We start from the raw sequence: 14,552 nt of genomic DNA, 5'->3' as shown, positions 1-14,552 counted from the left end.
GATCGTGGCGCTGACCTTCGCGCTTTTGCACCGGCCGCTTTTTTCGCTTCTGGGCGCGTCGGACGCGGTGATGGCCCATGTCACGCCCTATGCGCTGTGGTGGGCGCTGTCGTTTCCCTTCCTCGTGCTGATGTCGATCCTGAATGCCATCTTCCGCGCGCGCGGCGACGGGGTGACGGCGGCTGTCGTGATGTCCGCCGCTGCCGTCCTGAATATCGGGCTGGATCCGCTGCTGATCTTCGGCCTCGGGCCGGTTCCGGCGATGGGAACGGGCGGGGCGGGCCTGGCCACCGCCATCGCGCGAATCGTCGCGGTGCTGGGAGCGATCCGGTGGGCGCGCCGGCAGGGGTTGCTGGGCACCGGCGGCAAGCTGACCGAGGGGTTGCACGATTCGGCGCGGCGCATCTTCCGCGTCGGGCTGCCCGCGGCCTTTTCGAACGCGATCAATCCGATGGGCATTGCCGCCGTGACCGCCGCCGTCGCGACCCTGGGCGAAACGGCCGTTGCGGGCTTCGGCGCGGCGACCCGCATTCAGGCGCTGGCCTTCGTGCCGCTGCTGGCGCTGTCCTCGGGGATCGGGCCGGTCGTCGGGCAGAACTGGGGCGCCGATCGCCAGGACCGCGCGGCGCGCGCCACGCGCGACACGTTCGCGATGTGCCTGGCCTATGGCGCGGTGCTGGCCGCCGTGCTGTTCTTCTTCGCCGGGACATTCGCAGGCTGGGTCGCGTCGGGCGAAGACGACACCGCCATCGCCGCACAATATCTGCGCATCGTGGGGTTCAGCATCTTCGGCTACGGCATCCTGATCACCGGCAACGCGGCGCTGAACGCGCGCGACCGGGCGCTATGGTCGATGGGATTGTCGCTGGCCCGGATCGGGCTGGTCTATGTGCCCGCCGCATGGGTCGGGGTGACGGTGGCCGGGTTCGGCGGCATCGTCTGGGCGGCTTTCGCGGCCAATCTTGCGGGGGCTGCGGCGGCCTTGTGGGTCGCGCGCCGCAACCGTCTGTTCGACATGGCCGGGCCGGCCCCGAAGGCGCCGGCCTGATCCCCGTCGCGTCGGGTCAGCCGCGCGAACCCGCCGCGCTGCCGGCGGATCCCGCCTTCTTCACGTTGTCCACCGCATCCTTCACCTGGCCCTGCACGGCCTTGTAGGCTTCGGCATTGGCTTCGCGCGTCGTTTCGGCCAGCTTCTTCATCAGTTCCAGCGCTTCCTCGACGGCGTCGTTCATCGCCTTCGTGCGCGCCTTCATCGTATCGGGGCCGGCGGTATCCTCGGCCCATTCGTATTGCTGGCGCGCGGCCAGGGTCATCTTCTCGAAAATCTCCATCTGCTTGTCGAGAAGGTCCTTGTAGGCCTGCGCCGCGGCGCGGTTCGCCTCGGCCATCGCCTCGAAGTTGCGCTGGTTCGCCTGGATGACCGCTTCCATGTCGAACATGTCCGAACGCGGCGCGGCGAACGGCTTCATCATCGCCTGCGGGTTCCACATCCGCATCATCTGGTCGGGCTGGAACGCCGAAAACATCTTGGTGAAGTCAAAGGGATTGTCTGCCATGGTCATGCCCTCCTCAGGCGCGTTTCTTCGGGGGCATCAGATCGGTGATGGTTCCCTCGAACATTTCAGCGGCGAAGTTCACCGTCTCCGACAAGGTCGGATGCGGATGGATAGTATGGCCCAGATCGACGGCATCCGCACCCATCTCGATGGCCAGCGCCACTTCGGCGATCAGATCGCCCGCATTGGTGCCGACGATGGCCGCGCCGATCACCCGGTCGTCCTCGGGGTCGAAGATCAGCTTGGTGATGCCCTCGCTGCGGGCGTTTGACAGGCTGCGGCCCGAGGCGGCCCAGGGAAAGACCCCTTTGCCATATCTGATGCCATCACGCTTGGCCTGCTCCTCGGTCACGCCGACCCAGGCGACCTCGGGGTCGGTATAGGCGACGGAAGGAATAACCATCGCGTCGAAGGCGCGCTTGTGCCCCGCCGTCACCTCGGCCGCGACCTTGCCTTCGTGCACGGCCTTGTGCGCCAGCATCGGTTGGCCCACCACGTCGCCGATGGCAAAGATATGCGGCACGTTGGTGCGCTGCTGGTGATCGACCTCGATGAAGCCGCGGTCGGTGACGGCGACGCCCGCCTTGTCCGCGTCGATCAGCTTGCCGTTGGGCGTGCGGCCCACGGCGACCAGCACCTTGTCGAACCGGTCGGTATCGGACTTGCCGTCCTCGCTCTCGAACGTGACGTGCAGGCCGTCTTCCCTGGCCTCGACCGCCGTGACCTTGGTCTTCAGGCGGATCGCGGCCAGACGCTTCTCCATCCGCTTTTGCAGGGGCTTGATGATGTCCTTGTCGCAGCCGGGGATGATCTGGTCCATCAGCTCGACCACGGTGACGGCCGATCCCAGCGCGTCATAGACCGTCGCCATCTCGAACCCGATGATGCCGCCGCCCAGGACCAGCATCCTTTCGGGGATGCCATCCAGTTCCAGCGCGCCGGTGCTGTCCACCACCCGCGGATCGTCATGCGGCACGAAGGGCAGCTTCACCGGCTGGCTGCCGGCGGCGATGATGCACTGGTCGAAGGTCACGGTCTTGCTGCCTTCGCCGGTTTCCACCGTGATGGCGTTGGGTCCGCTGAACGACCCCCTGCCCTCGACGGTGCGCACCTTGCGCTGCTTGGCCAGACCCGACAGACCGCCCGTCAACTGCTTGACGACGCTGTCCTTCCAGCCGCGCAGCTTGTCCACATCGACCTGCGGCTTGCCGAACCCGATGCCGTGATCGGCCATCTCGTCGGCTTCGGAAATGACCTTGGCCGCGTGCAAAAGCGCCTTGGACGGGATGCAGCCGACATTCAGGCAGACGCCGCCCAGCGACGGATACCGTTCGATCAGGATCACGTCCTTGCCCAGGTCCGCCGCGCGGAATGCCGCCGTATAGCCGCCGGGACCGGATCCCAGGACGACCACCTCGGCATGCATGTCGCCCTTGTCGCCGGTATGCTTCGGCGCCGCGTCTTGCTTTTCGTGCGTTACCGGGTCGGGCTTGACCGCGCCGCCCCTGGGCGCGCCCTTGTCGGGCGTGACCGCGTCCTCGGCCACATCGAAGACCATGATCGTGTCGCCTTCGGAAACCGTGTCGCCTTCCTTGACGCGGATGTCGGTGACGGTGCCGTCGTTGGGCGACGGCACCTCCATCGTGGCCTTGTCGCTTTCCAGCTCGATCAGCGGGTCTTCCTTGCGGACCTTGTCGCCGACCTTGACCAGCACAGAAACGACCGGCACGTCCTTGAAATCGCCGATATCGGGAACCTTGATGTCCATGGCGCCGGGCCCCTTACAGCATCAGCCGCCGGGCATCGCCCAGCAGGTATTTCAGATGCGCCGCGAACCGGGCGGCCAGCGCCCCGTCGATGGCGCGGTGGTCATAGCTCAGCGACATGGGCAGCATGTTGCGCGGTTCGAACTCGGTCCCGTTCCAGACCGGCTTCATCGCGCTGCGCGTCAGGCCCAGGATCGCGACTTCGGGCGCGTTGACGATGGGGGTGAACCCTGTCCCCCCGATGCCGCCAAGCGACGAAATGGTGAAGGTCGCGCCCTGCATGTCCTGGCTTTTCAGCTTGCCGTCGCGCGCCGCCTGGCTCAGATCGCCGAGGTTCTTGGAAATCTCGACGATGCCCTTTCGGTCGGCGTCCTTGATGACCGGCACCATCAGGCCGTTCGGCGTGTCGGCGGCGAAACCGATATTGTAGAAATCCTTGCGGATCAGCTTGTCGCCATCGGGATGGAGGGACGAATTGAACTGCCAGTGCTGTTTCAGCGCCGATACGCAGGCCTTGACGACGAAGGACAGCAGCGTGACGCGATAGCCTTCGGCCTTGGCGGCGGTGTCCAGCTCCTTGCGGTAAGCGTCGAGCGAGGTGATGTCCGCGTCCTCGTCATGGGTGACATGCGGGATGTTCAGCCAGGACCGGTGCAGCGCGGGGCCGCTCAGCTTCTGGATGCGGGTCATCTCGACCGTCTCGACCGGGCCGAACTTGGAGAAATCGACCGTCGGGATCGGCGGGATTCCCATGCCGCCCTGCGCCGCCGACGCGGCGCCACCGCCCGCGGGAACGGCGGCCTTCATCGCCTTCTCGACATCCTCGCGCAGGATCCGGCCCTTGCGGCCCGTGCCGTTGACCTGCCGCAGATCGACACCGACGCGGCGCGCGAAGGCCCGAACCGACGGCGACGCGTGGAACCTGTCGCTGCCGGTATCGACGACCGACCCGGCCTGATGCTGCGCCGATTGCGCCGCATTATAGGGCTGGGGCGCGGCTGGCTGCGACTTGGCGGCGCCTGACTGTTCGTCGGACTTCTTCGGCTTCTCGTCGACCTCGGCCTTTTCGGGGTCGGCCTTGCCGCCGCCCTCGGCCCCTTCCTCCAGCAGCAGGATGACCGTGCCCTCGCCGGCGCTGTCGCCTTCCTTCAGAAGGACTTCCTTGACCGTTCCCGCGGCCGAGGACGGCACTTCCATCGTCGCCTTGTCGCTCTCCAGCTCGATCAGCGGATCTTCCTTCTCGATCCGGTCGCCGGCCTTGACCAGCACCGCGACGACCGGAACGTCCGAGAAATCGCCGATATCGGGCACTTTTACTTCAGTAGCCATTCTATTCGAATCCTTGCTTTTCTGATCAAACCAGCCGCGGGTTCGGCTTGTCGCCGTCGATCTCGTAACGCTTCAGCGCCTTTTCCATGTCGGCGCGGCTGACCGCCTCCTTGCGGAACAGCTCGACCATCGCGGCGGCGGCGATGTGGTTGGCGTCCACCTCGAAGAAGCGGCGCAGGTTGACGCGACTGTCCGACCGCCCGAACCCGTCCGTTCCCAGAACCGTCATCGACTGCGGGACGAAGGCGCGGACCTGCTCGGCGAAGTTCTTCATGTAGTCCGTCGCCACCACGATCGGGCCTTCGGCCTTCTCCAGCATCCGCGTGATATACGGCACCTTGGGATCGCTCAGCGGATTGAGCCTGTTCCAGCGGGCGCAATCCTGCCCTTCGCGGGCCAGTTCGGTGAAACTGGTGGCGGACCAGATGTCGGACGTGACGCCGAAATCCTCCTTCAGCATCTCGGCCGCCCGGATCGCCTGCATCAGGATCGTGCCCGATCCCATCAGGTTGACATGCTTCTTGCCGGGCTTGTCGGCCTTGCGGAAGCGGTAGAGGCCCTTGAGGATGCCTTCCTCGGCGCCCATCGGCATGTCGGGGTGATGATAGTTCTCGTTCATCAGAGTGATGTAGAAATAGACATCCTCCTGATCCGCGAACATCCGCTGCAACCCGCTCTGCACGATCACCGCGACCTCATAGCTGAAGGTCGGGTCATAGCTGATGCAGTTGGGGATCGTGCTGGACAGGATGTGGCTATGCCCGTCCTCGTGCTGCAAGCCTTCGCCGTTCAGCGTCGTGCGGCCCGCGGTGCCGCCCAGCAAAAAGCCCCGCGCGCGGCTGTCGCCCGCCGCCCAGGCCAGATCGCCGACCCGCTGGAAACCGAACATCGAATAGTAGATGTAGAACGGCACCATCGGCACGCCGTGGTTGGAATAGGACGTGGCCGCCGCGATCCAGTCGGCCATGGCGCCCGCTTCGTTGATGCCTTCCTGCAATACCTGACCGTCGGTCGATTCCTTGTAATAGGACATCTGATCGCGGTCTTCGGGCGTGTATTGCTGGCCCAGCGGATTGTAGATGCCGACGCTGCGGAACAGCCCCTCCATCCCGAAGGTGCGCGATTCGTCGGGCACGATGGGCACGATCCGGTCGCCGATCTTCTTGTCGCGCAGCAGCGTCGTCAGGATCCGCACGAACGCCATCGTGGTCGAGATCTCGCGCTCGCCCGTCGATTTCAGTTCGCGCGAAAAGGCGTCGAGTGCCGGGACTTCCAGCGACGGCGCATCGGTGAAGCGCTGCGGGAACGGCCCGCCCAGATCGTTGCGTCGATCGGCCAGATACGCCTTTTGCGCGTTGTTCAGGCTGACGAACGGCGCCTTGGGCAGATCCTTGTCGTCCACAGGGATCTTGAAGCGGTCGCGCATCGCGCGAAGCTGCTCCTCGTCCATCTTCTTTTGCTGGTGCGTGGTGTTCATCCCCTCGCCGGCCTTGCCCATGCCATAGCCCTTGACCGTCTTGATCAGCAGGCAGGTCGGCTGGCCCTCGACCTCGGTCGCGCGCTTGAACGCGGTATAGACCTTGCGCGCATCGTGGCCACCGCGGCGCAGCGCCCAGATCTCGTCGTCGGTCCAGTCCTCGACCAGAGCGGCCGTTTCGGGATATTTGCCGAAGAAATGCTCGCGGATATAGGCGCCGTCCTTGGACCGGAACGTCTGGTAATCGCCGTCCAGCGTCTCGTCCATCAGCTGGCGCAGCTTGCCGGTCGTGTCCCGCTCCAGCAGGTCGTCCCAGCCCTTGCCCCACAGCACCTTCATCACTTCCCAGCCGGCGCCGCGGAAATGGCCCTCAAGCTCCTGCACGATCTTGGAATTGCCGCGCACCGGCCCGTCGAGCCGTTGCAGGTTGCAGTTCACCACGAAGATCAGGTTATCGAGCTTTTCGCGCGCGGCCAGCGCGATGGCACCCAGCGATTCGGGCTCGTCCATCTCACCGTCGCCGAGGAAGCACCACACCTTGCGGTCGGCCATGTCGATCAGGCCGCGGTTGTGCATGTATTTCATGAACCGCGCCTGATAGATCGCCATCAGCGGACCAAGCCCCATGCTGACGGTCGGGAACTGCCAGTAATCGGGCATCAGCCACGGATGCGGATAGGACGACAACCCGCCGCCCGCCACTTCGGACCGGAAATTGGTCAGCTGTTCCTCGCTGATGCGGCCTTCCATGAAGCTGCGCGCATAGATGCCGGGGATCACATGGCCCTGGAAGAACACCAGATCGCCGCCGTGGATCGCCGATTTCGCGCGCCAGAAATGGTTCAGCCCGATGTCGTACATCACCGCTGCGGACGCGAAGCTGGCGATGTGGCCGCCGTATTCGCTGCTTTCCTTGTTGCGCCGCACGACCGTCGCCATGGCGTTCCAGCGGTTGATCGACCGGATCCGCTTTTCCATGTCCGCATCGCCGGGGATTTCCAGAAGGTCGTCGGCGGGGATGGTGTTCTGATAGGGGGTGGTGGCGCTGAAGGGCAGATTGGCACCTGCCGCGCGGGCCTGCTGCACCGCTTTGTCCAGCAGCCAGTGCGCCCGGTCCGGCCCGTCGCGCGCGATCACGTCCTCTATCGCTTCCTGCCACTCCTGGGATTCGACCGGGTCGATATCAGGCATGCCGTCTTTCATCGCGAACTCCCCTCGCATTGCGGAAGATGGGGTCGCGGACGGGCAACGCGGTGGCCTGAAGGCCCCGCGCTCGCGGACATCCGACGATTGGCTCCTCCCATCGTCCTCGTCGTCTCTCTGGCGCGCCGGACCTAGCGTAAGCAGGCCCGCCGGTGCACTAGCGCATCCGGCAAAGCCGCCATGCCGTTAGCGCCTTGCCCGCAGGTCACACCATATCGCCGCGGATTACCAGAGGCTGTGTTCGCTTTCGCGCGCGCCCCTTTCCAGCATGAGCGGCGCGCAGTATAGCGGCCGCAAACCGGAGGTTCCCATGCGCAGCGCCAGCGTCACCCGCAAGACGGCCGAGACGGACATCGCCGTGACGGTCGGCCTCGACGGCACCGGGCGCTACGACATGGCGACCGGAATCGGCTTTTTCGACCACATGCTCGACCAGCTTGCGCGTCATTCGCTGATCGACATGACGGTGACGTGCACGGGCGACCGGCATATCGACGACCACCATTCGGTCGAGGATTGCGGCATCGCGCTGGGTCAGGCGCTGGCGAAGGCGCTGGGCGACAAACGCGGCATCCGCCGCTATGGCCAGTGCGCGTTGCCGATGGACGACACCCTCGTCACCGTCGCGCTGGATCTGTCGGGGCGGCCATTCATGGTGTGGAACGTCGCGATGACGGCGCCGAAGATCGGCACGTTCGACACGGAACTGGTGCGCGAGTTCTTCCAGGCGTTCAGCACCCATGCCGGCATGACGCTGCATGTCGACCTGCTGCGCGGCGTCAACAGCCACCACATCGCCGAGGCCGCGTTCAAGGCGCTGGCCCGCGCCCTGCGTCAGGCGGTCGAACCCGATCCGCGCAGCGACGCCCTGCCTTCGACCAAGGGCGCGTTGTGACGGGCGCGCCATGCTGACGGTTCTGGTGGATTACGACAGCGGCAACCTGCATTCCGCCGCCAAGGCGTTTCAGCGCATGGCGCGCGAAACGGACGGCGGCACCGTTCTGGTCAGCGCCAACCCCGAGGATGTCGCCCGCGCCGACCGCGTGGTGCTGCCCGGCGACGGCGCCTTTCCGTCCTGCCGCGAAGGTCTGGTGCGCGACCGCGCGGCACTCTACCAGGCGCTGGTCGAAACGGTCGAGGATCGGGGCCGCCCGTTTCTGGGCATCTGCGTCGGCATGCAGCTTATGGCGCGGACAGGGACGGAATACCGCGAAACCCCCGGCTTCGGCTGGATCGACGGCACCGTGAACCGCATCGTGCCCGCCAATCCCGCACTGAAGGTTCCGCATATGGGCTGGAACGACCTGATCCTCGACGATCCGCATCCGGTTCTGGCGGGCCTTGCCACCGGCGATCACGCCTATTTCGTCCATTCCTATCACATGGAAGTCGCCGATCCCGCGCAGCGTCTGGCGCATTGCGATTACGGCGGCCCGGTCACGGCCGTCGTCGGCATCGCCAACCGCGTCGGCACGCAGTTTCATCCGGAAAAAAGCCAGTCCGCCGGGCTGCGCCTGATCGCCAATTTCCTGCACTGGCGCCCCTGATCATCGCCGCGCCGGCCGGCAATGGTAAAGATGGCTGTAGCCCCAACCATCGCGCAGCACCATGCGCCGATAGACCCGGCCGCCCTGGCACCGCGCCGCCGCCGCCCTGTCGGTCGCGGCGTTCGGTACGGGCGAGTTGAGATAGGTCTTCACGATCAACGGCACCGGCAGCACCGGCGGCGGATCGTCGCGCGAACAGGCGGCGACGAGCAGGACAAGAAGGGGCAGGATGCGGACCATGCCGCCATCCTGCACCCCGAAGTCTGAAGAAAGGGTTCAGCCCTGCACGAATTCCAGCAGATCGCGCGACAGCCTGTCGGCATGGGTCGCGGTCAGGCCGTGGGGCGCGCCCTCGTATTCCTTCAGCGTCCCGTCGGCGATCGACCGTGCCGCCGCCCGCCCGCTGGGGTCGATGGGCACGGTTTCGTCGCCGGTGCCGTGCACCACCAGCACCGGCAGGTCGAACGCCGCCAGGTCGGGACGGAAATCCGTGCGCCCGAACGCATCGACGCAGTCGATCGTGGCCTTCGGGCTGGCCTGCATCGCCATCGCCCAGGCCCAGTGCAGCACGCCGTCGCTGACGCCCCCCGCCTCGGTCCCGTTTCCGTAGAAGCCTTCCAGGAAATCGCGGATGAATTGCGGCCGGTCCTTGCGCAGCCCGTCCTTCATGCCGTCGAACACGTCGCCATCCACGCCGTCGGGATTGTCGCCGGTCTTCAGCATGAAGGGCACCACGGAGGAGATCAGCGCCGCCTTCGCCACGCCCCGCCCGTCATGCCGGGACATGTATCGCGCGACCTCGCCGCCGCCCATCGAAAATCCGGCCAGCGTCGCGTCGCGCAGGCCAAGCGCGTCGATCACGCAGGCCAGATCGTCGGCCAGCGTGTCGTAATCGTATCCCGTCCAGGGTTGGCCCGACCGCCCGAAGCCGCGCCGGTCATAGGCGATCACCCGGCAACCGTTCGTCGCCAGATGCAGCGCCTGATGTTCCCAGCTATCGGCGTTCAGCGGCCAGCCATGAACCAGAACGACAGGCCGGCCCTGCCCCCAATCCTTGACGTAAAGTTCGGTGCCGTCATTCGTGGTGACGATGGGCATGGGCCTCTCCTGCGGCTGATTGACGAAGGTCCAAGCGCCGTGCCTGCGGGATCGTTCCGTCAGCGCACCCGTGCCCAGGTCTGCGACGAACAGATCAGCCCGCCCGCCACGCAGCCGCGCATCTTCAGCCATTCGCCGTCCAGATCCATCTTGCCGACATAGACCTTGTCGTTGCTGGGCCGCCAGACGCGCCCTTCGTAATGGCCCTGGCCCTTCGGCATCATGTCGCGCACGATCACCTTGCCGACATTGGGCGACCGGTATTCGCCTTGCGCGTTGAAGGTGCGGGTGATCGTTCCGCAAAGCGCCGGCCCGCAGGGCGCCATCGCGACATGCGCGAAGGCACCGTCATCGACCTGCGTCTGCCACGTCCCCTCGACCGGATCGGCGCGCGCGCCCTGCGCGAAAACCAGACCCGCCGCCACCGCCATTGCCGCCATCCAACCGCTTCGCATCCGTCGCCCTCCTCATCCGGCCCAGCGATCCTGCCCGCTTGCAAGGCGGGCGCGCAAGCCTGACATGGCGTCCGGCCTTGGCCCGCGTCGCGCCCCGTGCCATAGCCGCCTCGCCAACGACAGGAGAGCCCGGATGATCCTTTACCCCGCCATCGACCTCAAGGACGGCCAGTGCGTGCGCCTGCTGCGCGGCCGCATGGACGAGGCGACGGTCTTCGGCGACGATCCGGCGGCGCAGGCCCGCGCCTTCGCCGCGGCGGGATGCGAATGGCTGCATCTGGTGGATCTCAACGGGGCCTTCGCCGGGCGCCCCGTCAATGCCGGCGCGGTCGAGGCGATCCTGGCGGCGGTGGACGTGCCGGTGCAGCTTGGCGGCGGCATCCGCGACATGGCCACCGCCGAGGCGTGGCTGGACAAGGGGCTGGCGCGGATCATCCTGGGCACGGCGGCGGTCGAGGATCCGGGTTTCGTCCGCGCCGCCGCCGGCCGCTTTCCGGGCCGGGTCGCGGTCGGGCTGGACGCGCGCGACGGCCGCGTCGCCACGCGCGGCTGGGCCGAGCAGACGGATCTCGCGGCCGTCGATCTGGCACGGCGGTTCGAGGATGCGGGCGTCGCCGCCCTGATCTATACCGACATCGACCGCGACGGCGCGATGGGCGGCCCGAACGTCGCCGCGACCGAGGATCTGGCGCGCGCCGTGTCGATCCCGGTCATCGCCAGCGGCGGCGTCGCGCGCATGGACGACCTGACCGCCCTGCGCGATACCGGTGTGATCGCCGGTGCGATCTCGGGCCGCGCGCTTTATGACGGGGCCATCGACCTGCGCGCCGCCCTTGATCTGCTGCGGGCCTAGCCGGCCGCCGCCGCGGCGAACTGCGCCATCGCGTCCTTCATCTTGCGGATCGCCTCGTGGTCGTCGTCGATGTCCAGATCGTCGAAAATCTCGTCCACCTCGCGGTAGATCACCCGCGTCTCGCCATTCTCGTCGCTGTAGATCAGGATCTTCTGCGGCAGGAACAGGCCCGCACGCGGATCGGTCAGCATCAGCGGCGTGCCCAGCTTGGGGTTGCCGAAGATCAGCAGCTCGCTGGCCGGCATCTCGAGCCCCGCCTTCGACGCGTTGCCGGCATGGTCGATCCGCGCGAAGACGGTCGCCCCGGCATCGGTCACGGCCTTTTCCAGACGGTCCATCGCCTGCGCCACCGTGCCGTTCGCCACGCGGTCCTCGATATCGTCGTCCGCTGCGGCGGGAAGCGCGGCGAACGCGACCGCCACGGCCAGGGCAAGCTGTCTCAGCATCATGGATACTCCTTTGTTCCAAGGGCCAACGGCGCGTGACATGCGGGGTTCCGAACGGGCCGGCGCCGCGCTAGAAGGCGGCATGCTGAAGACCCGCATCATTCCCTGTCTCGACGTGGCCGACGGCCGGGTGGTCAAGGGCGTCAACTTCGTCGATCTGCGCGATGCCGGCGATCCGGTCGAGGCCGCCCGCGCCTACGACGCCGCCGGCGCGGACGAATTGTGCTTTCTCGACATTCACGCCACCCACGAAAACCGTGGCACGATGTACGACCTGGCCACGCGCACGGCCGAACATTGCTTCATGCCGCTGACCGTGGGCGGCGGGGTGCGCAGCCATCACGACGTGCGCGCGCTGCTGCTGGCGGGGGCCGACAAGGTGTCGTTCAATTCCGCCGCCGTCGCCGATCCCAACGTGGTGGCCGAGGCCGCGGACCGCTTCGGATCGCAATGCATCGTCGTGGCCATCGACGCCAAGACCGTCGCCCCCGGCCGGTGGGAGGTGTTCACCCATGGCGGCCGCCGCGCGACGGGCCTCGACGCCGTGGACTTCGCGCGCACCGTCGCCGACAAGGGCGCGGGCGAGATCCTGCTGACCTCGATGGACCGCGACGGCACGCGCGCGGGCTTCAACATCCCGCTGACCCGCGCCATCGCCGATGCGGTGTCCGTGCCGGTGATCGCCAGCGGCGGCGTCGGCACGCTGGATCATCTGGTCGAAGGCGTGCGCGACGGCCATGCCAGCGCGGTTCTGGCCGCGTCGATCTTCCATTTCGGCGATTTCACCATAGCCCAGGCGAAGGCCCACATGGCCGCCGCCGGTATCCCGATGAGGATGGCATGAGCCTGCACGACCTGGCCGCGACCGTCGCCGCGCGACGCGACGCCGATCCCGGCACGTCCTGGACAGCGCGGCTTCTGTCCCGCGGCCCCGAAACCTGCGCGCGCAAATTCGGCGAGGAAGCGGTCGAGGCCATCGTCGAAGCGGTGCGCGGCGACCGCGACGCCCTGGCGAACGAAGCGGCGGACGTGCTTTATCACCTGCTGGTCATGCTGGCGGCCCGCGACCTGACGCTTGGCGATGTCGAAAAGGTGCTGGCGGCGCGGGCCGGAACCGGCGGCCTGGACGAAAAGGCGGCGCGCTAGCCCGCCATCAGGCGCGGCCATTCGATCTTGGGGCAGCGATCCTGCACCACGATCAGCCCCGCCTGGCGCGCGCGGTTCGCGGCGGCGTCATGGCGGATGCCCAGTTGCAGCCAGATCGCCTTCAGCCCCGGCAGATGCGCCAGCGCATCCTCGACGATGTCCGGCACGTGTTCGGATCGGCGGAACACATCCACCATATCGACCGGCACCGGCACGCTGGCGAGATCGGGAAGCACGGGGCGGCCGTGCCAGATGCGCCCCTCGTGAACGGGATTGACCGGCCACACGTCATAGCCGCGCGCGATCAGAAACCCCGAAACGTAATGCGACGGCCGCGCGGGGTTGAGCGACGCGCCCAGACAGACGACCGTGCGACACTCGCGCAAGACCTGCCGGACCGTGTCGTCATCGACCATTCCCCGCCCCATCCGCCTGCATCCGTCCGTGGCCGGAAGGGTGCCCTAGCGCCGCCGGAACCGCAACAGCCCCGCCAGGCCCAAGGCCGCGGCCAGCAACGGCAGCGATCCCGGCACGGGAACGGGGATCGGCACGGGAAGCGGATCCAGCGGGCCGGGCCCCGGATCGACCGGGTCGACCGGATCGACCGGCGGGCGGGGATCGGGCGTGATCGGGGCCAGCGGATCGAGAGGATCCAGCGGATCGGGGCGGACGCCGCTATCCGTGTCGGGCAGCACGCCCGTATCGGGTTTGGGATCGGGGCGCGGGCCGACCGGATCGACCGGCGGGCGGGGATCGGGACGGATCGGATCCACCGGATCGACGGGAACCAGCGGATCGGGCCGCGTCGCCTGTCTGTCGCGCCACCGCCCCGTCGTGATCTGCGACCGATGCGCCGTGCCATAGGGATAGGCGCGCTGCGGAAAATCGAACAACGCGAGATCGGGACGGAACCGGCCGGATCTGGGAAAGCCGTAGGGCGGATCGAAAGGCTTCGCGCCGCTATCGGCCATCCGCCCGGCCGGCGACGCGGCCGATCCCTCGGGCCGGATCGTCGCGGCATCGACCATGCCCGGCATCAGCAGCACGGCAAGGGCGGTCCCCTTCAGGGCAGCAGAAAGAAATGTCATTCGAACCTCGTCAGCCCTGCCGGAACGGCCTGGGTCATCTACAGCCGCGCAACGATCTTGCAATAACCATCACACTACCGCCAGTTGTGACGCAGCGTCAGATCTAGCGCCACATCCGCGACCAGACCGCATCGGCCATCGCCATGTACCGGTCGGGGTCGCGCTGCCACATCGCCAGCGTCTCGGGGGTGCGCGTCAGATAAAGATGGCCGTCGCGGATCGCCCAGGCGGCGGGATCGACGGGCCGCACGTCGCCATGCGCCATCGCATAGGCGCAGTGCCCGCCGTAACGCGGGGCGAAACGCCTCGGGTTCGATTCGAATGTCCCCATGCTGGCCGCGTCCGCGAAAAGCCACAGCGCGCCGGCCCAATGCAGCTTCCATTTCTCGCTGCCCATGCGCGCGCGGCCATCGACGAAATACCCCACCGGATCGACACCGCCCAGCGCATAGCCCCCCGGCGCGAAGACCCGCTTGGCCCCGTCGGCGGCCAAAGGCGCGCCCAGGCACAGCACCGGCAGGCACAGCATCGTCGCAAGGGCGGATCGTCGGCTGGTCATCGGTCTCGTCTATCAAGGTCGGGGTGAGG

Annotated in this window: 17 protein-coding genes; 6 read left to right on the top strand and 11 right to left on the bottom strand. The window is 67.2% G+C overall.

Annotated elements, in window-relative coordinates:
• Window positions 1-1,048: MATE family efflux transporter (locus OCGS_RS00610; RefSeq protein ID WP_040610187.1), on the top strand; the 1,048-nt coding region annotated here is incomplete at its 5' end.
• A gap of 16 nt (window positions 1,049-1,064) precedes the next feature.
• Here OCGS_RS00610 and OCGS_RS00605 read toward each other — a convergent pair.
• From OCGS_RS00605 to aceE, 4 genes are read right to left on the bottom strand one after another with little or no spacing between them, the layout of a single operon-like run.
• Window positions 1,065-1,556 (bottom strand): phasin family protein, encoded by a 492-nt coding sequence (locus tag OCGS_RS00605; RefSeq protein WP_238538194.1) that lies wholly within the window; start codon window positions 1,554-1,556, stop codon window positions 1,065-1,067.
• A 13-nt stretch (window positions 1,557-1,569) separates the two neighbouring features.
• On the bottom strand, window positions 1,570-3,324 hold the full coding sequence (lpdA, locus tag OCGS_RS00600; protein ID WP_007425271.1) for a dihydrolipoyl dehydrogenase: 1,755 nt from the start codon (window positions 3,322-3,324) through the stop codon (window positions 1,570-1,572).
• A gap of 13 nt (window positions 3,325-3,337) precedes the next feature.
• Window positions 3,338-4,651 (bottom strand): dihydrolipoyllysine-residue acetyltransferase, encoded by a 1,314-nt coding sequence (gene aceF, locus OCGS_RS00595; protein WP_007425270.1) that lies wholly within the window; start codon window positions 4,649-4,651, stop codon window positions 3,338-3,340.
• Between the two features lie 25 nt (window positions 4,652-4,676).
• Window positions 4,677-7,331 carry a pyruvate dehydrogenase (acetyl-transferring), homodimeric type gene (gene aceE / locus OCGS_RS00590; RefSeq protein ID WP_007425269.1) on the bottom strand — a complete coding sequence of 885 codons (2,655 nt, stop codon included), beginning with the start codon at window positions 7,329-7,331 and terminating at the stop codon, window positions 4,677-4,679.
• 310 nt (window positions 7,332-7,641) lie between these two features.
• Between aceE and hisB the strand changes: the two genes are divergently transcribed.
• Entirely contained in the window at window positions 7,642-8,226 is a 585-nt protein-coding gene (gene hisB, locus OCGS_RS00585) for an imidazoleglycerol-phosphate dehydratase HisB (RefSeq protein ID WP_007425268.1), read from the top strand.
• Window positions 8,227-8,236: 10 nt separating this feature from the next.
• On the top strand, window positions 8,237-8,878 hold the full coding sequence (hisH, locus tag OCGS_RS00580) for an imidazole glycerol phosphate synthase subunit HisH (protein ID WP_007425267.1): 642 nt from the start codon (window positions 8,237-8,239) through the stop codon (window positions 8,876-8,878).
• Here hisH and OCGS_RS00575 read toward each other — a convergent pair whose 3' ends face one another.
• The 3 genes from OCGS_RS00575 to OCGS_RS00565 are packed head-to-tail and all read right to left on the bottom strand — an operon-like array spanning window position 8,879 to window position 10,431.
• The gene (locus tag OCGS_RS00575; RefSeq protein WP_007425266.1) at window positions 8,879-9,118 is read right to left on the bottom strand and encodes a hypothetical protein; all 240 of its coding nucleotides are present in this window, start codon (window positions 9,116-9,118) and stop codon (window positions 8,879-8,881) included.
• 36 nt (window positions 9,119-9,154) lie between these two features.
• Window positions 9,155-9,976 carry an alpha/beta fold hydrolase gene (locus OCGS_RS00570; protein WP_007425265.1) on the bottom strand — a complete coding sequence of 274 codons (822 nt, stop codon included), beginning with the start codon at window positions 9,974-9,976 and terminating at the stop codon, window positions 9,155-9,157.
• A gap of 59 nt (window positions 9,977-10,035) precedes the next feature.
• On the bottom strand, window positions 10,036-10,431 hold the full coding sequence (locus OCGS_RS00565; protein ID WP_040610185.1) for a DUF2147 domain-containing protein: 396 nt from the start codon (window positions 10,429-10,431) through the stop codon (window positions 10,036-10,038).
• A gap of 133 nt (window positions 10,432-10,564) precedes the next feature.
• Here OCGS_RS00565 and hisA point away from each other — a divergent pair, with 133 nt between their 5' ends.
• Window positions 10,565-11,284, top strand: coding sequence for a 1-(5-phosphoribosyl)-5-[(5-phosphoribosylamino)methylideneamino]imidazole-4-carboxamide isomerase (gene hisA / locus OCGS_RS00560; protein WP_007425263.1), 720 nt, complete (start codon window positions 10,565-10,567; stop codon window positions 11,282-11,284).
• Here hisA and OCGS_RS00555 read toward each other — a convergent pair.
• Window positions 11,281-11,733 carry a DUF302 domain-containing protein gene (locus OCGS_RS00555; RefSeq protein ID WP_007425262.1) on the bottom strand — a complete coding sequence of 151 codons (453 nt, stop codon included), beginning with the start codon at window positions 11,731-11,733 and terminating at the stop codon, window positions 11,281-11,283. The genes hisA and OCGS_RS00555 overlap by 4 nt on opposite strands.
• Before the next feature lie 79 nt (window positions 11,734-11,812).
• Between OCGS_RS00555 and hisF the strand changes: the two genes are divergently transcribed.
• The gene (hisF, locus tag OCGS_RS00550) at window positions 11,813-12,574 is read left to right on the top strand and encodes an imidazole glycerol phosphate synthase subunit HisF (RefSeq protein WP_007425261.1); all 762 of its coding nucleotides are present in this window, start codon (window positions 11,813-11,815) and stop codon (window positions 12,572-12,574) included.
• Window positions 12,571-12,876, top strand: a complete 306-nt coding sequence (locus OCGS_RS00545) for a phosphoribosyl-ATP diphosphatase (protein ID WP_007425260.1) — start codon at window positions 12,571-12,573, stop codon at window positions 12,874-12,876. Before hisF ends, OCGS_RS00545 begins: the two co-directional genes overlap by 4 nt.
• Here OCGS_RS00545 and OCGS_RS00540 read toward each other — a convergent pair.
• From OCGS_RS00540 to OCGS_RS00530, 3 genes are all read right to left on the bottom strand, one after another.
• A complete protein-coding gene (locus tag OCGS_RS00540; protein WP_202948653.1) occupies window positions 12,873-13,292 on the bottom strand; it encodes a CoA-binding protein in 420 nt (139 codons plus the stop codon). The two genes, OCGS_RS00545 and OCGS_RS00540, sit on opposite strands and share 4 nt — an antisense overlap.
• 45 nt (window positions 13,293-13,337) lie before the next feature.
• Window positions 13,338-13,964 carry a PEP-CTERM sorting domain-containing protein gene (locus tag OCGS_RS00535; RefSeq protein WP_040610183.1) on the bottom strand — a complete coding sequence of 209 codons (627 nt, stop codon included), beginning with the start codon at window positions 13,962-13,964 and terminating at the stop codon, window positions 13,338-13,340.
• 103 nt (window positions 13,965-14,067) lie between these two features.
• Window positions 14,068-14,523: a YHS domain-containing (seleno)protein gene (locus OCGS_RS00530; protein ID WP_007425257.1), complete on the bottom strand. Its 456-nt coding sequence runs from the start codon at window positions 14,521-14,523 to the stop codon at window positions 14,068-14,070.
• Between the last annotated feature and the right edge of the window lie 29 nt (window positions 14,524-14,552).

The organism is Oceaniovalibus guishaninsula JLT2003, from assembly GCF_000299575.1.
GTDB classification, from domain to species: Bacteria; Pseudomonadota; Alphaproteobacteria; order Rhodobacterales; family Rhodobacteraceae; genus Palleronia; species Palleronia guishaninsula.
The sequence above is the reverse complement of the archived record's forward strand: the minus strand, read 5'-3'. Positions and strand labels throughout refer to the sequence as shown.